Genomic DNA, 20817 nt, shown 5'->3' with positions numbered 1-20817 from the left:
CAAGTGTACAAAAACCTCTAGTCCCAATGTTCCGACGACCCTGACCATGAATCCAAACAATCCAGCGAAGAAGCGACAAGTGTGAGCCGAAGTAGTAAGACCGACAGTGAACTTTCTGACGGGCTTCCTACGGGAGGCCATCACCAAGCGACGAAGCGATATTTTCACGCCTCGCGCTCCACTGGACAAGGAGTACAAATACTTTTTCAACTATCAACAGAATTATTTAACATAGCCTTCTATTAAAACGCAGTCGATACAGCACCGTAATCTTTTGGTTGCAGTTCACCACTGCTAATTTCTTCAACAAAATGACAAGCTGCTTTATGTCCATCTATCATCTCGTCATGTACTTTGAGTTCAGGTACTTCCTCTGCACATTTCGTTTGAGCAAATGGACAACGTGTATGGAAGCGGCATCCTGTTGGAGGATCGATAGGAGACGGTACATCCCCTCTTAATGGTATATGTGTTTTCACATGAAGTGGGTCCGGAACTGGGATTGCAGACAACAATGCTTTTGTATACGGATGCTTCGCATTGTCAAAAATCGATTTCTTATCCCCTATTTCCACTATTTTGCCGAGATACATTACGATGACTCGGTCTGAAATATGTCGGACTACGCCCAAATCATGGGAAATGAATAAATAGGTTAATTTAAATTCCTTCTGTAAGTCCTCTAATAAATTGAGTACTTGTGCTTGAATCGATACGTCGAGCGCAGAAACTGCTTCATCACAAATAATGAGTTTCGGATTTACTGCAAGGGCTCTTGCAATTCCAATTCGTTGACGCTGACCACCAGAAAATTCATGTGGATAACGATCTGCTTGATATTCGTTAAGTCCAACTGTTTCTAGCAACTCAATAATACGCTCACGTCTTTTATTGGCAGGTACCGAATTTTGAATTGTCATTGCTTCATTCAAAATATCTGAAACGGTCTGGCGTGGGTTAATTGACGCGTAAGGATCTTGAAAAATAATCTGTAAATCTTTTCGTTGTTTACGCATTTCTCGCTTAGAAATCGACGTAATTTCAACACCGTTGAATGTAACTTTTCCTTCTGTCGGCTCTTCCAATCTAAGAATTGCGCGTCCTGTTGTGGATTTTCCACACCCAGATTCACCTACGATGCTGACAGTTTCACCTTCATACACTTCAAAACTTATATCATCAACTGCTTTTACATGGTTAATTGTTCGACCAAGCATCCCCCCTTTTATAGGGAAATACTGTTTCAAACCTTCAACCTTTAGCAATTCGCGTTTTGCCATAGACGTTCACCTCCGACTTACCGTCCCATTTGTCGGAGTAAATCCAACAACGGACGTCATTTCCTTTTTCGTCTTTCATTAGTTCAGGCAACTCTGCACGACATAAATCAGTTGCTGCCGGGCATCTTGGTGCAAACCGACAACCAACAGGCATATCATGAACGTTCGGGACATTCCCTAGGATTGGTTCTAATTTCTCTTGTTCAATATCATGGCGTGGTAAAGAGTTCAGCAAGCCAATTGTATATGGATGTTTTGGCTCTTGGAACAAGGTTACAACATCCGAGTACTCAACAACTTGCCCCGCATACATAACTGTAACAAAATCACATGTCTCTGCTACGACACCAAGGTCATGCGTTATGAAGATAACGGACATTCCAAGACGATGTTGCAATTCTTTAATTAGACCAAGAATTTGAGCTTGAATCGTTACATCTAGAGCAGTCGTAGGCTCATCTGCAATTAAAATTTCAGGGTCACAAGCTAATGCCATTGCGATCATTACACGTTGACGCATTCCTCCAGAAAGCTCATATGGATAGTTTTTCACACGGCGATCTGGGGACGGAATTCCAACAAGTGTTAATAATTCAACAGACTTTGCAAGCGCTTCTCGTTTAGATAAACCACGGTGCTTCACAAGAGATTCACCTATTTGTTGACCTACAGTGAACACCGGATTGAGCGATGTCATTGGCTCTTGGAATATCATCGAAATTGCATTTCCACGTATATCTCTCATTTTTTTATCGGTGTAACCAATGAGGTTTTCACCCTTAAACTTTATTTCTCCTCCAACAATTTTACCGTTTTCAGCTAGTAATTGAAGAATCGATAATGCTGTGATACTTTTACCAGAACCCGATTCACCAACGATACCTAGTGTCTTCCCTTTCGGAAGGGAAAAACTCACACCGTCAACCGCCTTTACTTCGCCATCATCAGTTTTAAAGGATGTACGGAGATCTCGCACTTCCAACAAAGCAGTTTCCATTTTGTCTTCCCTCTCTTCTTATCTTTCTATTAGTTCAAATCAATTCGTTTATTTAACATGCGATATGAAATATCAACAAGCATATTCACAAAAACAAATAGTAAAGAAATAATAAGAACAGTTCCTTGTACTATCGGGAAATCTCTTTGCCTAATGGCATCGATTGTTAAACGCCCCATTCCGTTAATCGCGAAGATTGTCTCAGTAATAACTGCGCCACCAAGAAAAGCTCCAAACTCCAAACCGACAACAGTAATTACTGGGATCAAGGCATTTTTAAGCGCATGACGATATGTAACAATACGCTCACTTAAGCCTTTTGCTCTAGCAGTACGAATATAGTCCTGACTGACTACTTCCAACATCGATGAGCGTGTCATTCTCGCAATAATTGCAGCTCCACTCGTACCTAAACAAATTACTGGTAGAAGAATTTGCCTCCAGCTTTCACCCCAACCAGTTGGCCTCATTTTTAAGAACTCTGGCGGAAAATTAATGCCGGTATTAAAAATTTCTCCCCCTACAGCGAACCATTGAATGAGCACTAACCCTAACCAGAAGTTCGGCATAGAAAGTCCAAAAAGTGCAATAATCATTATGGATACATCTGATAATGTGTAATGGCGAACTGCGGAAATGATTCCAGCAATCAGCCCGATGAATACCGCAAGTATGGTCGCATATATCGCCAACTCGGCGGTCACCCAAAATCGGTATTTTATTTCATCCATAACGGGCCTTCCTGTAGATACTGAATTCCCTAGGTCACCTTGAAGTGCACTTGTAACATAATTAAAATACTGAATATGTAGGGGTTGATCTAGCCCTAGCTTCACTCGAATTTGCTCAATAGATTCTTCTGTTGCAGCTTCACCTGCCATAATTTGCGCGGCATCACCTGGTATAAGATGCATAAGAGAGAAGACTAGTATGGATACACCAATTAAAACTGGAATCGTCTGTAACAGACGTCGAACTATATATTTAGCCATTCGTTTTCCTCTCCTATCACTTATTCATTTTCGGATCTAAAGCATCTCGTAATCCATCACCAAAAATATTGAATGCCAACACTACGATAACTATCATAATTCCTGGAAATAGAATTAGATGAGGCGCGTTCGACATATATGCTCGTCCATCATTCAACATAGCTCCCCATTCAGGTTCAGGGGGTGGTGCTCCAAGACCTAAAAATGAAAGACCACTTGCCGTTAGAACAGCTGTTGCAATACGCAAAGTTGCTTGAACGATAATTGGAGAGGTGACATTGGGAAGAATATGCTTAAATATTATTCTGAAATCAGTTGCTCCTAGTGCTCGGACCGCATCTATATACTCTAGTTTTCGAACGGATAATGTTGATCCCCGAACGATACGAGCAAAAGCTGGAACGGAAAATATACTTACAGCTATAATAACGTTCGTCAAACTTCCGCCTAAAACGCTTACAATTGCTAACGCAAGCAATATTCCAGGAAACGCAAGCAATACATCCATGATTCTCATAATTATCGTGTCAATTTTCCCACCATAATAACCGGATACAATGCCTAATACTACTCCAACAACGCCTCCTATAAATACAGAAAGGAACCCTACTTTTAATGTAAGGGCGGCGCCGTGAATGATTCGTGTGAAAATATCTCTTCCATAGTTATCTGTTCCGAACCAGTGCTCCATCGAAGGCTTTTGTAATTTATTCAATAATTTAACATCTGTTGGACTTTGTGTTGTCAACATAGGACCAAAAATTGCAACGACAATAAAAATCAGGATCAATACACCACCGACAACAGCGGCTTTGTTCTTTCTTAGTCTCTTCCATATCGTTTTGTAATACTCGATTCTTGGGCTCGACCTTTTTGGCCGATTTACTGTTTCGAGTGCTTTTTTCGACATACTTTCGTACACCCCTTCTTTAATTAGGCACTAAAACCTTATATTCTGAAATCTCATAAAGTAGCATAACATGCAAATAAAACTTTCGTAACAAATATTTTATTTTCATACTAAATTTACTTTAATTCCCACTTAGTTCCATTAGTTCCTACTATTACGCATACGGAATGTTGCGTATTTATTAACTGGTATGCAAAAATAAATAAAGTACATCTAATATAGCTTGTTAAACCACATCCCACCTAACGAATTACTAGAATGTCATATTCAAAAAAATGCATAACTGGTATTGTAATAAACTTTAAACCGTGATATAGTTTGTGCAGTATTGAGACTATTTGTTCAATACACTATAATATTTTGGGGGAGAATACGAATGAAGGCAAATCGTAAGTTTTCTTTACTGCTCATATTGACACTCGTCATGTCAATTTTTCTAGCTGCGTGTGCAACTGGAGAAAGCACAAAGGACGAAGATAAAAAAGATGAACCGAAAAAAGAAACAGAAGGCACTTCTGATGAAGGCACTGAAACTGAGCGTGCAGAACTAGTAATTGCAACTCTATCAGACGCTAAACTACTTGATCCACAACGTTCAACAGATGTTCCTTCAGCGAACCTTCAAACGAATATTTTTGATGGTCTAGTAAAAAAGGATCAAAATGAAGAAATTGCTCCAAACTTAGCAACAAAATGGACAGCAATTGATGACACAACTTGGGAATTCGAACTTCGTGATGATGTTAAATTCCATGATGGCTCTGACTTCAACGCAGAAGCTGTTAAGAAGAGTTTCGCAAGAATTCAAGACCCAGAAGTTGCTGCACCACGTGCATTCATCTTCGAAATGATTACAGAAGTAAATGTAATTGATGAGCATACAGTTCAAATTGTTACAGAATATCCATTTGCACCGCTTTTATCTCACCTTTCTCACCCAGCTGGCGTAATCGTTAGCCCTGAGCAAGTTGATGCTGAATATGCTGCAATGGCAGAAGGTAAAGATCCAAGCTCAGTAATGAACGAAAATCCAATTGGTACTGGATTCTTTAAATTTGAAAGCTGGATTCCTGGAACTGAAATCGTTTTAGTGAAAAACGAAGAATACTGGGGAACGCCTGCACATCTAGAAAAAGTAACTTTCAAAGTAATTCCTGAAGGAGCTGCTCGTCTTGCAGAACTTAAAACAGGAAACGCACAACTTATTGAGCCTGTTCAACCAAACGAAGTAGCAGAAATTAGCTCTTCAGACATTGCTACAATCAATGAGAAAGTTTCTTCTTCACTTAACTACCTAGGATTTAATATGGAGAAAGAACCTTTCAATGATGTTCGTGTTAGACAAGCAATAACGAAGTTAGTAAACGTAGAAGAAATTCTTGCAGGAGTTTATGAAGGTTTTGGATTGACTGCAAACGGTCCATTAGCTCCAAACGTATTTGGTTACAGCGAAAGTACAACACCAATTGCTTATGACGTAGAAGGAGCAAAAGAGCTTCTAAAAGAAGCTGGTTTGGAAGATGGTTTCTCAACAACTATTTGGACAAACGATAACCAACAACGTATGGATATTGCTGTAATTCTTCAAGATGCACTGAAGCAAGTAAATATTGATGTAGAAATTGAAGTTATGGAGTGGGGCGCATACCTCGACAGCACGGCTAATGGAGAGCATGAAATGTTCATCCTTGGTCTATCTAACCCTGTTGGAGATGCAGACTATTTCTTAACACAATTATTCCACTCAGCTAACAAAGGCGTTTCAGGCAACCGTTCATTCTACGATAATCCTGAAGTCGATAAATTACTTGAAGACGGACGTAAAGAAATTGACCCAGTTGCTCGTCAAGTATTCTATGACAAAGCACAAGATATTCTAGTAGAAGATGCACCTATGATCTTCTTACAACACCAAGCTTATCTAACTGGTGTGAGCAATGATATCGAAGGTTACTGGATTGACACTTCTGGTTACTACAAGCTTCAAGACGTTAAATTCGTAAAATAATAAGTAAGCCCGTATGACTAGTACTGAACTAGTCATACGGGCTTTTTTCATTACTTTAAACTTGAATATTCTCCCTCGACATGCCTAACTACTTTAAATGCACTAGAAACTCCCCAGGTCGTTCGATAAGCAGTTTTAGGCAATACAACTCGTTGTTCAAACAGAGTGTCTTAGAGTGACCGAAGAGCATACATCTTGAACGTATAAGACAATTACATAAAGAATTCAAAAAACCGTAAGAGAAAGTAGCGCATTTTCTCTTACGGTTTTTGTCCAATTAACAGGTTCAATAATTTAAAAAAGCAATTATTTCGTTGATGCTTGCCTTGCTTTTTTCCCTCTTCTTAAAACTACAAAAAGGAAACTTAAGAAAAAGACATAAACTAAAATCGATGCGATTAGATAAGGTGTATTAAATCCTCTATCTTCATCAACAAAATAGATTTCAGCAAGCTCTCGCTCTACCACAATACGGAAGATCCCATCCTTCGATTCCCTTACGCGGTCTCCGTCTACTACTCCGCGAAGCATTTTATTCTCCCCGAGCATTGTTGCAGGGATTTCGAAATTCGCAGTTTCTGTCGTATTATTTAAAGTAACAATCCATGTTTCATTCTCATCTGAGATTTTATAAACAACAAATCCACCCTCGTTGTGTAGCAATTCGAAATCACCTTTACGAAGTGCTTCAGATTGATTGCGCAATTTGTTTAAGTCACTAATGTAATCATACAGTTCCATATCTGTCTTGAAGTTAGATAACGGATGACTTTCAGGAGCTTCTTTACCGTTAACAGCAATTTCAGTTCCATAAGTCATTACTGGAACTCCGGGTAACGTAAACAATGCTGCCACAGCTAACTTCCAACGTGTTGGGGGAAACATTCCTGCTTCTCTCATTTCATATGTAAAACGAGGTTCCGTTAACGAATCGAACTGGATAAATCCATTTTCTTGTTCATCTTTAAATAGATCAAGCGGCGAAGAATCTGGATTAAATGCTACAAATGATTGTTTTAAAGCATTTATTTTCTCCACATTTGGCATTGCATCAAAATTCGATTCCGTCACTTCAGTTGAAAATACATACATTTCAGGCTTCACTTTTTTAACAGCAGCGATTACTTCATTCACATACTCCGTGTCAAAATCGTTCAGATTTGTCAATCGTAAACCATCTAAGTTGTATCCTTCAGCAAATGCGACAACCGCATTCTTTAATGCTTCTTTTACTAAGGCATCTGAGCTATCCCAATCGATTCTACCTTCACCAACTGGAGTTCCTTTAAACAATCCTTCTTTAGCCCATTCATGATTTTCACTTACTCCACCAAATGGAAAGTCAGCTAAAACACCAATCTTTTTTTCGTGAGCTACCTCTATCATCTTTGAAAGATCTTCTTCAGAACCAAAATGGGGTTCCAACTTTTCATAATCTTCTACGCGACTTCCGTCATATGCTTCAGTTTTAAAAATTGAACCTAATGACATCATTGTAAATCCCAAATCTGCAATATAATCAATGCGATTAATAATTCCGGCATAATCTCCGCCACTAAATAGACTGAAATTTTGTGTGTCAACATTTTCGTTATTACTCTCATCGCCATCATCATAACGGTCAACGAGTAGTTCATATATACTTTCGTCCTCTAGCGTACGATCCTCAATGGCTGACGCACCCATTGGTTGAAGTATCGATAAAAATAATGCCAAGGATAAAATAAAAGCAAATGATCTATTTATCTTCATACATAATGCCTCCCTAAACGTGCTCTCTTTCGCTATTTTACCAAACGAATGTACACATCGCCATTCATTTAGAAATTAAGTACCCAACATGAGTTGAAATACGGCATATTTGTGAAATCAATAACAAGTACATGTCGCTTAATGAATAGAACTACACATTTTCTAGAAAATGGCTATGTTAAATAACACTGTTGATAGTTGATAAAGAATTTGTACACTCTTTGTCGAGTGGAGTGGAAGGCATGAAAATATCGCTTCGTCGCTTGGTGATGGCCTCCCGTAGGAAGCCCGTCAAAAAGTTCAATGTCGGTCTTCCTACTTCGGCTCACACTTGTCGCTTCTGCGCTGGATCTTTTGGCTTCAAAGTTAGTGGCGTGTGGGGTAGTGGGACAAGAGATTTTTGTACACTTCCAGTTGATTGAAGTGGAAGACGGCGACTCCGGGAGGACAGCGGGTCAGGTGTAACAACCAACGGGAGCAGAGCGAACGGGTTGGTCCACCGCCTGCCCTCCGGAACGCGTCCGTCTGAAACGGAAATCAACGTGTTAGATACGATTACGAGCACTATTGTGTAATAAGCTTTATCAACATTATTATTTAACAGAGCCAAGAAAATAAAAAAAACTGCTAGGAATGAACACTAGCAGGTACTTCATTATTAATAAAACCAGTCGATACCAATTGGTAGTTTGAATCCAATGAACATTGTTGCGAATAGGAAGATCGCAAACAATACCCAAAACATTGTTGTGCTTTTATCTTTACTTGAACGAACAAGCACCATTTCCATCATTCCGATTGTCAGCACTCCAAGAAGGAATTTGACGCCATATAATGCCGCATCTAGACTAGAGTGTCTCATAAATAACAAAAGTCCTGAAATAATTATTAACACATAAAATAAACGTGTTATCATATGCGTAATCTTTCGGCCTTTTGAGCCTTTTGCCATACCCGTTGCAACTAAAAACAGGACTACACCGACGACCCACGTAAGTATGTGTAGATGGGTAGTATCAGATAAAAAATCCAAAGTCTTCACCTCATAGAAATATTTTCTTGCTTACTAATTTTAACATAATCAGCAATTTTTCATACAGATAAGGCTTACACGAACCGATTCGATAGTGTTCCAATGCCTTCTATTGAAACATTCACTGTGTCTCCAGCTTTTAAAAACGAAGGTGGATTCATTCCTTTTCCAACGCCTGCAGGAGTCCCTGTAAGGATTACATCTCCAGGTTCAAGCGTCACAAAACGTGAAATTTCAGCGATCAATTCATCAATTTTGAAAATCATATTAGCCGTATTCCCGTTTTGTCGAACTTCATCATTCACCTTTGTTACAATCGACAAATTATGAGGGTCTGGCAGTTCATTTTTCGTTACAATGTAAGGGCCTAGTGGACAGGAATCATCTAAACTCTTCCCCAGAAAAAACTGACCATGTTCTATTTGAATATCACGCGCAGTGACATCGTTAGCTATTGTATAGCCAAATACATAATCATAAGCTAATTGTTTAGGTATTTTACGTCCTGTTTTACCTATAACAATCGCTAATTCACCTTCATAATCAAGGTTTTCTGTTAAATCTGCATGTACAGTAAGTTCTTGCTCATCTGCAGCTATCGAAAGTGGAGATTTTGTAAAGACTAATAACTTTTCCGGAGGCGCATCTGAACCCATTTCTGTGACATGATCCTCGTAGTTCTTCCCTACACATAGAATATTTTTAGGTGTTCTAGGTACAGGTGACAACCACTCTATATCTGCAAATTTTAGTTTAAAACTAGATGAATTTTCGTGTTTCTCTGCTTTTTCTACAAGTTTTCGAGTCTTTTCTACGAAATCAAGCCCTGACGCAATACCGTCAATAATCGTCTCGGGAAAACCGTCAACTCCGAACTCTTTAGCGATCGATACGATATTCCATACAGCTTCTTCTCTTTTAACTTTTGGCCCAAATAATACATTGCCTTCATAACGGAACGATAATAGTTTCATCTACAAATCCATCCCTTCGTCATTCAATAGCCTAATACTACTCTATACGACAAACTATGCTACTTTACCTCTTTTTTCAGTTTGACAGTTCCGTAGGTTCCTTTTCTCCAGAGCCATTCAAACGGGCCCATTCGAAACTTTGTAAGCCAAAGCTCAGCAAAAATAACTTGAATGATAAAAGCACCTATCGCAATCCATGTACCTGTTACCAAATCAATTTTTCCATATAAACCGAATCCATATGAGTAAAATATTGTCGTTGCAATAAGGGACTGTGTGATGTAAGTCGTGAGTGACATCCTTCCTACTTTCCCGATCGGACTAAAAATAGTTTTGAATAAAGGAACAGTACAAAGTAGTAACATGATTCCTACATACCCAGCTGCTAAAATGACACCACCGTAACTATCTTGAAGCGTAACGACGTCCAAAGTTGGTTCGCCACTATGAGGTAATGATTTAATCCAAATACCTACAACAAGAGTAACGACTGTAATAGCGGCAATTCGTCCCTTTATTTCAGAGGCACGTTCAACGACCTTCCATTTCGATAAAGCAACACCTACCATAATAATCGGCAAAATAATAAATATACCCATGAATGTGCTTGTTAGCCCATATGTTAACCATTCGAGCAGTCGAAACATGAATATTTCACCGTACGTTCCTCTTGCATAAGCACTAATCGACAACTCAATTTGATGGATATCCGCATAGCCTTCCATGTTTGGAAGTATACGAGTGATTACGTAAAGTAAACCTGTTGGTACTATATACATTACAGCGGCTAAGGGCATTAGCCATTTTGCTGGTATCCGAACGAGCGCAATAATGAAAAAACCCATCATCGCATACGTAAACAAAACATCTCCATACCATATGAATAGTGCATGCAACAAACCGAATAGAGCCAGAAGTCCAAGTCGTCTTGCAGCTATCGGTGCAAACAACAGTCCATTTAACTTTGCCTTCTCGTATTGCATATTTAAGCCATAACCAAACAACATAGCAAATATCGGGTAAAAACTTCCTTCAACTAAAATATCAATCCACTTAAACGTATCTATGTCCTCCATCGTAAACCAAGTGAAGGGATCAAAATATAAGTAAGGTGAATGGAAATGAATCATGTTTGCTATGAAAATTCCGAGCAGTGCAAAACCTCTCATAATATCAAGTGCTTCTACTCGATTTCCAATTCCAACTGGTGTCAATTTCAAACGTATTCCTCCTGAATTTGAACAATTTGCTCCCCATTAAATAAGTAGAGAACCATTTCTTTAATCGTTACTCTCGCGACCGATTCAATCGCTTGTTTGTACAGCTTTAATTGAATTCCATAGCGGTTTTGCATTTCCTTCGCTACTTCTTCCGAACTTCCAAGTACACGGTCTGTCTTGTAATCCAACAATACCCAACCGTCCTCTTCTTTGAATAAACAATCCGCGATCCCCTGCAAGATTTGATAATCCCCATCGCCACCGTCATGTGCATACGTAAAAGGCATTTCACGAACAATGTCCCCCGCAACCTTAAGTCTTTCCGCAATTGGCGATTGAAAAAATTGGGCAACTGCAGTTGTTTTTACCGCTGCTGCTTCTTCTTTTGTTAACAACTGCCGTTCTACCAAAGTTGTGAGAAGTTCTTTTACTTCTGCATCGTCATACACTCTTCGAAGATCGATATGTTGCATAATTGTATGCATTGCAGTTCCCACTTCAGCTGGTGATAATTCTCGTTTTTGCATGAATGCAGGTCGATCATGCAAGTAAGCTGTACTAACTTCATCCCCATTTTCCATAAATGGGTCCTGTTCCACTTGTTGTTCAAGTAGAGCAAGTCGCTTTAATTCACTAACTGTTTGCTTCGAGCGTTTTTTCACAGAGTTTTCATGTGAATAAGTCCAATCAAACCGCCGTTTTACTTCTGCAAAGGCTTCACTGTTAAGTTCATCTTCAACTACAACAGACTCTACTTCTTCAATTTCTTCTTCCTCTGACACATCAAATACCGATGAAAAAGGGAGTGCATTAATTGTCCATTCAGAAGGGCTGTCTACAAATTGACCGCCTTGAATCACACCGAATTTACCGAATGCAGTATGCCTCGCAATCGCCGGGCCAATCCAATCCAAATAGCCATTTGCTCGAGAACGTGTATATTCTGGAAGCATCAGTAACGGATCAACGAGCTGTGCATCTTGCCATTTCCCAATTTCTTTTTCAATGTCTTTCACAGAAGCGACCAAATATAACTGTTCTTTCGCTCGCGTCATTGCTACATATAAAATACGCATTTCTTCCGCTCGCATCTCAAGTTCTTTCTTTTCTTTCATTGCTAAAAACGGCAATGACGTATAGGTAATTCGGTTATCCGGATCAACCGCCTTCACTGCTAATCCAAAATGTTGGTCAAACAAATACGCTTCATTGAAATCCATCTTGTTAAATTTCCGGCCTGTACCTGAGATAAATACGTATGGAAACTCGAGTCCCTTGGAAGAGTGAATCGTCATTAATCGAACGACATCTTCTTTTTCATTCAATGAACGGGCTTCCCCAAGATCATCTCCGCGCTTACGCATCCGATCCACAAAGCGAAGGAAACGAAACAATCCTCGAAACGACGTCTTTTCATAATCAATTGCGCGGTCATGAAGCGCACGAAGATTCGCTTGCTTCTGCTTCCCGTTCAGCATTGCTCCGACCATTTCATAATAATGCGTATCTGTATACACTTGCCAAATTAGTTCAGAGAGTGAACCTCGTCTTGCCAAGTTCCGCCACTCTTCAAATTGCCGGACAAACAACTGCAACTTCTTCTGTGTTTCCGGTGCCATTCCAGACCCGCCCGTACTGATAAACGTTTTAAGTGCGTCGTAAAACGGCTCATTTTTTGCAGCCAATCGAATTTGTGCCAACTCATTTTCCGTTAACCCGATAAACGGTGCACGAAGAACGGATGCAAGCGGGATATCTTGGTAAGGATTGTCGATTACGCGCAGTGTATTTAACATAATCATCACTTCCAGCGCCTCAAAATACCCTTTGGACAGTTCCGCGTAGACCGGGACGCCCGCCTGCTTAAATTCTTCAACGATTTCACCAGACCATGTCATCGAACGCATTAAAATAACGATATCACGGTATTCTAGCGGTCTTTTTTTATCACTAAACGCATCTGTTACTTCTGTTTCCGATGCCATTAATTCTTTAATTTTGTTGATCATGAACCGTGCTTCTACTTGTGAATTTTTCAGTGTTTCATCTTCGCTATCCGGTGCATATCCCTCTTCTTCATCATCTTCATAAAGAATTGTTAGCTCCGTAGAAGTTTCTTTTTCTGGATACTGCGCACCGTACTTCAAAGCTGCCGCATCGTCGTATTCGATTTCTCCGACACGCGTCCCCATCACTTGAGAAAAGACAAAATTCGTTGCATCCAACACTTCTTTTCGACTTCTAAAGTTCGCATTCAAGTCGATTTTTAGTCCGCCATCTTCCTTTAATCCGACAAACCGATTATATTTCCCGAGAAATAACTTGGGTTCGGCTAGACGAAAACCGTAGATTGACTGCTTCACGTCGCCAACCATGAACAAATTACCGTCTTCTTCTCCACCACGCTTCACCAATCGCACAATTGTTTCTTGCAATCGATTTGTATCTTGATATTCATCGACAAGAACTTCTTCAAATCGATTGCTGTACTCCAAAGCAATATCTGACGGAACCAGTTCTCCATTTTCTTCCTTCGACAATATACGTAAAGCATAATGTTCAAGGTCCGAAAAATCGACAATACCACGGTCAATCTTTACTCGTTCGTATCGTTCTCCAAAATCAATTACAAGATCGATCAACGTATGCATTGTTGGTGCCATTAACTTAATTTCATCCAAAAGACGCGTTGGTGTTCTTGTGAAGAAATCGTCTTTCAATTTATTGACAATTTTCTTGACGGCATCTCGAATTGCCTTTGCACGTTTCGCAAGTTCTTCATCACAGGAATCTTTTCGAATCGTTCCAGCTTTCACCCATTTCACAGAAGCGAAAAACTCAAACGTTTCTTGCCATGTACCGCTTGAAATTCGACGAATTCCCTCTTCGATCAACATCAAATCGGTCTCCGCAGTTGCTGCAAGTGGTTCAGGACCTTCTGGCATGAGTGCAAGTCGTCTCATGTCACCAGTTAGTGCAGCAGCTTCTTCAAGAGAATGTAAAATTGCTAATTTTAGCGGTTCGATAAAACCCAACTCATCGATTGTCTTAATCTCGCCCAATTCATATTGAGCGGGAATATGTCGTAGCCACTGAACTGGTGATGGATGAACGCGCGAGTAATCGTACAGCCGATCAATCAGCTTCTCAATCTGACTGTCATTCCTGTCAGAAGTAAAACTATCTGCAAGCCTGTACATTGCCTCTGGATTTTCCGCGCTGTACGCATCTTCCAACACCGCGCCGATTGTGTCATCCCGCAACAATGCTGCTTCTGTACTATCCGCAATTCGAAAGCCTGGATCTATTTCCAATAAATAAGCGTATTGTTTTACCACTTGTTGGCAAAACGAATGCAGTGTTGAGATTTGTGCTTTATTTAATAAATTCAATTGCCTGCGTAAGTGAATCGAAGTTGGATTATCAGCAATCGCTTCTTCAAGTGCCGCCGCCATTCGATGTCTCATTTCAGCTGCAGAGGCGTTCGTAAATGTCACAACGAGTAATTCATCCACATCAATTGGATTTTGTTCGTTAATGACCTTTTCAATCATTCGGGTAATTAACACCTTCGTCTTTCCCGAGCCTGCCGCAGCTGAAACTAAAATATCTTTTCCAGTGGCCCAAATCGCCGCCCACTGATCGTCTGTAAATGTGAGTTCCTCAGGTTTCACGGGTATGTTCATTTTCAGCCACCTCCTCGCGCATTTTTTCTAGTGATTGTTCTGAATCCATAACATCATAAGCTCTAATCGGTTGTGTCGGATCGCCAGGATCATACTGACACACTGAGAGGTATGAACAAAATTGGCACGGCATTTGATCGCGTAATTTATATGGAAACACGCGCGCATCCCCAGCCAACATACCGTTCCCCGCCATTTGATGCCTTGTTCGGACATACGAACGCATCATTTGCATATCGTCTTTGGAAAGTACTTTGGATGCTTTTGTAAAATCGCCGTCTTTTTTAAATCCAGCGGGAATAATCGTCGAAGATTGGCCCATTCCATCGTCCATACCTGAAACCACATTTGGTAGATCAAGAACATAACCTTTCATTTTATACTCTTTCGCAATTTCTGCTTCCAGAAGTTCTGCAGAAAGTTCTTTCCCCGTCCGAATCATCGGGTTGTGCACATGCATATACAACACACCTGCAGGATCCGCATAAACGCCCAACCAATCTTCGGCATTTTCAAGTGCCACGTCCAGATACGTCATCATTTGAAGCGACAATCCATAATAGACTTCGGACAAATCGAGCGCACGAGAAGATGATTTATAATCTACAATCCGTACGTAACTTTTTCCGTCGATTTCAGTCGCATCAATTCGGTCAATTCGACCACGCATTTGCATCGTATCGCCTCTGCGAAGAGGTATTTTAAGCGATGGCAATTCTTCACCTGGACCAAAACCCGCCTCAATCGCAATAGGCCTAAATTGCGTTGCTTTTGCTTGCGTATTTAATGAATAAATCGTCCGCTGAATAATCCGCATCAGCTTTCGTTTAATATAAACATAGCGATTCGTTGACAATAAGATTCGATTGAAGAAATACGGAGACAACACGTCAACTGCATCTTGTGCCAATTTCCAACATTCTTCTTTCGTCAATTCCGCCCATGATTTTTCAAGACGCATTACTTCATCCGAAACCCATTTAAGCGCCGCATGAAATAAATCACCGATTGCTGGTGCTTCCAATGTATACTCGGATCGCTCCCGAAGACCAAGCCCATAAGTAGCGTAATGTTGAAATGGACAACTGTAGTACGACTCGATACGTGAAACACTCGACACGAATGATTCCCCGTACAAACCTGTCGTCACTTCTGGACGGAGCTTTTCCGTAGCACTTCGCCCATCCATCGCACTGCGTATCCCTTTCGTTACGGAGGACCAATACGCATCTTCTTCATAATAGGCCATAACGGCTTGCCATTCTGGTGACAACTTACCCTCTCTTAACTTCATCGACACATACGGTAAAGCTGCCCGTGGATGACTAATATAACTAAATTCATCCGCGCCGCTTGGTAACTCCGATGGGTCCGTCACTGCATACGTTATGTTCGTTCCACTTAGCAGCTGTTGAATTCGTGTAATATACAAGGACGGAATTAGTGCTTTTCCTTCTTCATCCGCAACTGGATAAGACACGATAAGTTCTTCTTTTGCTGCCGTAAATGCTCGGTAGGCAATAAAGGTTTCATCCATTAATTTCGTTTTGGACGTCGGAGCTAATTCAAATCCAACTTCATTAAACCATTCTCGGTCCGCGTCAGATAGAATTCCTTCATTATCCATTCTTTGAGGAAGCACACCATCATTCACACCTAGAACAAATACGACGTCGATATCCATCAAACTAGACACTTCAATTGTAGACACAGTTACTTGGTCTAGCGATGGTGGTATTCGCGTAAATTCAAGTGAATCAAACCCTTCATCCAAAATACGTGCCGCTTCCTTTGGATTCATTGCTTTTTCACCGAACATGAGCACAAACTGATCAAGGACATTCATCCATCCTGCCCATGCTTGTTCATGTTCCGTCGCGCCGAGAAGTCTTCCAGCACGTTCTTCTTCTGCTCGTAAATCAATTATTTTATCGTAGACTTTCAAGTTTTCCATGAAATGAAAGAGTGCTTCCGCAACTTCTTGTCCATTTTTCGACTGCTTCATTTGTTTTTCAAATGCTTCGAGTGGTGTTCGCAATTGATCCCGAACCAAATGCAATTCTTCTTCCATCGCACGTTCTTCGTCCGTTTGGACATCCGAATACAACTCAAGGCCACGGTATTTTTTCACATGCCAGCGCGCATCGTCAAACCAACGGGATCCATAAATACCATGCGCCAACACGTAGTTTTCCAAACGATCTGCACGGTCACGCCAGATTTCTTTCACTTCGCCATGAGGGAAAAACAAATCGGTCTTTACCGCACGGAAGATGGATTCGTAGGACCATCCCGAAATGACGGCCTCTAAGATAGAACGTGAAAACTCAATAAGTGGATGATGCAACATCGTCTTTTTTCGGCTAATAAAAACCGGAATGTCGTAATGTGGAAAAATCGTTTCAATGAGTTCATCATATGTTTCAGGTTGCCTATACAAAATCGAGATGTCTTTGTATCGTTTACCCAAAAGCATTCGTTTACGTATTTCTCGTGCAACCGCATGAATTTCAGCTCGAGGATCTGCCGCTTCAATCAATTTCACATGGCCTTCTGCCGATTTTTCTGGCGTAGGGTATGTATCAAATGCAGCCTCCAAATGATGAAGGTCTGTATTTTGAAAACGCTGTGTTTCCGATAAGTAGACGTCTTCTTCGACCTCTATCGATTCAGATCGTGCAAGTTCACGCAAACGAAGAGATGTACGAACTGGATTGAAAAACAATTCATGGTCTCCAAAGCCAGTTAATGCACCTTCCATTGGCAACACGACCGTTATTCGATTCGCAATTTTCATCAGTTCCGTTAAGATTTCATATTCTCTCGTTGTGAAATTCTCAAAGCCATCGATGTAAATATCCGACCCTTGTAAAAATTCCGCATGTTTAATTTGCGCAGCGAGCAGGGCTAAATGTCCCTCGCTATCTACGAATGAAGTTCCTAAACGTTCTTCAATTTTCGTGAGAAGAAGTTCTAAATCACTTGCTTTATCTAGTAATGTGCGCGGTGCATTTGCTTCTTTTAAGGATTCATGAAGTGAATTCATCGTTGAAAAGTCAAGACAGTAACGGCTAAATTCTTTTAGTAAGTCGCCTATCTGCTCAGTAAATCCCCGCTTACTTGCTGCCTGTTTAAATAATTTGAACTCATCCCGATTGTCTTCCAAAACACTTCGAACAAGCATCCGATACCCAAATCCATCAACTTCTTTTCGCGTAATGCCGCCTGCTTCTTGAAGTACACGCCACGCAAGACGTTTGAATGTAGACACTTGTCCACGAATCAATCCATTTAATCCAAAATTGACAGACAAACTATGCTCCATTGAAAAAGACATTTGGTCAGGCACAAGTATAAATATCGGTGTACCCATCGGTCTATGTTCAAGCTCTTGTGCAATCTCTCGTTGAATAAACGTCGTCTTCCCTGAACCCGATCTACCATTTATAATTCGTAAGGACATGCTCAATCTCTCCTCCACATAAAAAAACTCCTGAACTATCTACTATCTTTCTATTGTACAGAAAGATAACAAATGATGTAGGAGTTGACTATTAATTTATTATTTATTAGACCAGTATATAAAATGGTTTCATAATCTCTATTTCTCGTTTGTTTTTATATTATTATCAAATGACCGAACAGTGAGACCAATACCAAGCTTACTATTCCCACTGATAAGGCTGCTATTAAACCAATATAAAATGGTTTTAATCCAAGTCCTTTGAAAATCTTAAAGTTAGTTGACAAACCGACACCTGCCATTGCAATTCCTAGCAAATACTTTGCACCGAATGAACTCCAGTAAATACAAAAATTTTCCCATGACTTCCCTTCAAAAACCCCAAAAGCTGTTCCGTTTTTAGAGACAGAAAAATCACCTACTGTTCGTATTAAAGCTAAGAACAAAAAACCAACTACAAAGAGAGGTATAAGTTTATACCATTTAGGTAGGGATGATTCTTCACCTTTTGCTTTTTTGCCATTACTTTTGAAGAAATAATAGGATAGTAAAGGAATAACTAAAATTAAAAATAGATTTCTAGTTAATTTTGTTATTGTTGCTACATCAATCACTTTTTCCATATCATACATTTGATTATAAATAAGTGCAGCGCCAGTCACTTGTGCAGTATCATGGATTGCAGTTCCTAAAAATAAGCCTGTTTTTATGGGATCATTTGAAAAAAAGGTAAATGCTAAATAGGGGTAAATTAACATTCCAATCAATCCAAATATTGTGATATTAGCAACCGCGTAGGACACTTCATCTTCCTTTGCTCGAATGACTGGAGAAGTTGACATGATTGCAGTTACACCACAAATCCCAGTTCCGCAAGCAATTAATGTACCTAACCGATTCGATTGTTTCATTTTCTTGGTAAAATAAAGTGTTACAATTAATCCGCAAGAAATACAAGATACAATTAATGGTATTCCCCATGCTCCAAGCTTCAAAGCTTCTGTGAGACTTAATCGTAATCCAAGTAATATAATACCAATACGCAAAGCATATTTAACAGCAATTGCAACACCAGTTAGAAAGATAGTTTGTAAGCCCAGTGTGTTGCGAATTATGATTCCTAATAGAATAGCAACAAATATTCCTGAAACTGGACTAGCACTTCCCTCTGGTAAAAACTTTAGAAGTATAATCAATTCACCTATTAGACTTGCTAGATATATTCCTGCCATCATCACACAAAAGCAAAGAAATAAACCTGGGAAGTAGCTTATAACATGTTTTCGATTAGAAGTTTTATTCACATTGTTAATATTCCCCAAAAGATTTCTCCTTTCACTACATAACCATACTAACTTAGTAGATTAGTTGTTTTAGATTTCTCTTGGATATAATTTATTAAGACATCTGAAGTATGCCAAACCCCAGAAATAAAACGAAAAGTGGGACCATGTTGAGAAGCTGTCGCTGGACCAGCAAAAAACAAATCAGATAAAGTTGACTCGAAATATTGATTTACTATTGGTTCACCTATTTCATTCGTCTGTATATTATTAAGAATGGGGTGTAAAAAAGGTAACTTTTTTAATGAAAAACGATAACCCGTTGCTGCAATTACATGATCAACAACAATAGATGATTGATCATTAAATATTAGCCTTAGCTTGTCGTTTTCCAATTTACTTAGGTGAGATATTGAAGTATTTGGTCTTTGTTTTACCTTTCCTTCGACTAAGGGAACAAGGAAATCCGAGACGGTTGGTATGGAAAATTGATTTTGCGCTCTATTTTTCTCCTCTTGTGATAAGAAGTAAAACTTATCTGCCAACTCCCGCTGCTCTTCATTCATATTTTTTTCCGGAGGACTTAATCGTCCAGCTCTTCTATAAATCAGCTCCACTCTAGCTTGAGATTGATATAGAAGCGCCGCTGTTTCCCAAGCGCTTTGACCCCCACCTATTACTGCGACAGATTTGTCCTTAAACCCCAAGTAATCCGTGTAGTTAGAAGTGTGTGAAACTAAAGTTTCAGGAAAAGAAGACAAGTTTTTTGGAATATATTGTGCATTAGTCAATCCAACTGCGACTATTACCTTTTTCGCGATATACTTTTTTCCACCTTCTGTTTCCAATCTGAATAAGCCATTGGTATTTTCAAGTTTTTCAATATACACCGTTTCGATTAATAGATTCATTTTTTCAGTAAACCAAAGGCCATAGTCAACAAAAATAGATCTTGGTAGTGGATAAGACAATGTGATATTCATTTCGGTTTGATATCGGTGTAAAGTGAACTCATTTTTGGAATCTGATAACCCTGTATAAGCTAATAAGGTTCGTATAAACATTTCCGGAGGCATTTTAGTTTTCCAAAAATCCATTGGATAACCAAAGACTCTATAATTAAGTCCTGCTTCTTTAGCATGTGCCGCAAGCGATAGCCCGTATGGACCTGCACCTATTATAGCTACATCTAACATTTATCATAATCCTTTCTTTAAGT

Annotated in this window: 13 protein-coding genes; 1 reads left to right on the top strand and 12 read right to left on the bottom strand. The window is 39.7% G+C overall.

Annotated features, from left to right (window positions below):
* Positions 1-242 precede the first annotated feature (242 nt).
* The 4 genes from ACXYMX_RS00890 to nikC are packed head-to-tail and all read right to left on the bottom strand — an operon-like array spanning position 243 to position 4179.
* Positions 243-1280 (bottom strand): ABC transporter ATP-binding protein, encoded by a 1038-nt coding sequence (locus ACXYMX_RS00890; protein WP_459042325.1) that lies wholly within the window; start codon positions 1278-1280, stop codon positions 243-245.
* Entirely contained in the window at positions 1252-2277 is a 1026-nt protein-coding gene (locus tag ACXYMX_RS00885; RefSeq protein ID WP_459042324.1) for an ABC transporter ATP-binding protein, read from the bottom strand. Before ACXYMX_RS00885 ends, ACXYMX_RS00890 begins: the two co-directional genes overlap by 29 nt.
* Before the next feature lie 29 nt (positions 2278-2306).
* On the bottom strand, positions 2307-3269 hold the full coding sequence (locus ACXYMX_RS00880; protein WP_459042323.1) for an ABC transporter permease: 963 nt from the start codon (positions 3267-3269) through the stop codon (positions 2307-2309).
* A 16-nt stretch (positions 3270-3285) separates the two neighbouring features.
* Complete coding sequence (gene nikC / locus ACXYMX_RS00875; RefSeq protein WP_459042322.1) at positions 3286-4179, bottom strand: nickel transporter permease; 894 nt, start codon at positions 4177-4179, stop codon at positions 3286-3288.
* A gap of 376 nt (positions 4180-4555) precedes the next feature.
* Here nikC and ACXYMX_RS00870 point away from each other — a divergent pair, with 376 nt between their 5' ends.
* Positions 4556-6187: a glutathione ABC transporter substrate-binding protein gene (locus ACXYMX_RS00870; protein ID WP_459042321.1), complete on the top strand. Its 1632-nt coding sequence runs from the start codon at positions 4556-4558 to the stop codon at positions 6185-6187.
* A 306-nt stretch (positions 6188-6493) separates the two neighbouring features.
* Here ACXYMX_RS00870 and ACXYMX_RS00865 read toward each other — a convergent pair whose 3' ends face one another.
* The 8 genes from ACXYMX_RS00865 to ACXYMX_RS00830 form a co-directional block, all read right to left on the bottom strand.
* Positions 6494-7939 (bottom strand): alpha-amylase family glycosyl hydrolase, encoded by a 1446-nt coding sequence (locus tag ACXYMX_RS00865; RefSeq protein ID WP_459042320.1) that lies wholly within the window; start codon positions 7937-7939, stop codon positions 6494-6496.
* 658 nt (positions 7940-8597) lie between these two features.
* Positions 8598-8972, bottom strand: a complete 375-nt coding sequence (locus ACXYMX_RS00860; protein WP_459042319.1) for a YisL family protein — start codon at positions 8970-8972, stop codon at positions 8598-8600.
* A gap of 74 nt (positions 8973-9046) precedes the next feature.
* Complete coding sequence (locus ACXYMX_RS00855) at positions 9047-9946, bottom strand: fumarylacetoacetate hydrolase family protein (RefSeq protein ID WP_459042318.1); 900 nt, start codon at positions 9944-9946, stop codon at positions 9047-9049.
* A 59-nt stretch (positions 9947-10005) separates the two neighbouring features.
* On the bottom strand, positions 10006-11166 hold the full coding sequence (locus tag ACXYMX_RS00850) for a DUF418 domain-containing protein (RefSeq protein WP_459042317.1): 1161 nt from the start codon (positions 11164-11166) through the stop codon (positions 10006-10008).
* A complete protein-coding gene (addA, locus tag ACXYMX_RS00845; RefSeq protein ID WP_459042316.1) occupies positions 11163-14852 on the bottom strand; it encodes a helicase-exonuclease AddAB subunit AddA in 3690 nt (1229 codons plus the stop codon). The genes ACXYMX_RS00850 and addA overlap by 4 nt, the downstream gene beginning before the upstream one ends.
* Positions 14830-18315 carry a helicase-exonuclease AddAB subunit AddB gene (gene addB / locus ACXYMX_RS00840; RefSeq protein WP_459042315.1) on the bottom strand — a complete coding sequence of 1162 codons (3486 nt, stop codon included), beginning with the start codon at positions 18313-18315 and terminating at the stop codon, positions 14830-14832. Before addB ends, addA begins: the two co-directional genes overlap by 23 nt.
* Before the next feature lie 155 nt (positions 18316-18470).
* Positions 18471-19637, bottom strand: a complete 1167-nt coding sequence (locus ACXYMX_RS00835; protein ID WP_459042314.1) for a YeiH family protein — start codon at positions 19635-19637, stop codon at positions 18471-18473.
* A gap of 29 nt (positions 19638-19666) precedes the next feature.
* Positions 19667-20794, bottom strand: coding sequence for an NAD(P)-binding domain-containing protein (locus tag ACXYMX_RS00830; protein ID WP_459042313.1), 1128 nt, complete (start codon positions 20792-20794; stop codon positions 19667-19669).
* Positions 20795-20817 lie beyond the last annotated feature (23 nt).

The organism is Sporosarcina sp. CAU 1771 (genome assembly GCF_054482775.1).
This window is presented reverse-complemented; position numbering and strand designations above follow the sequence as displayed.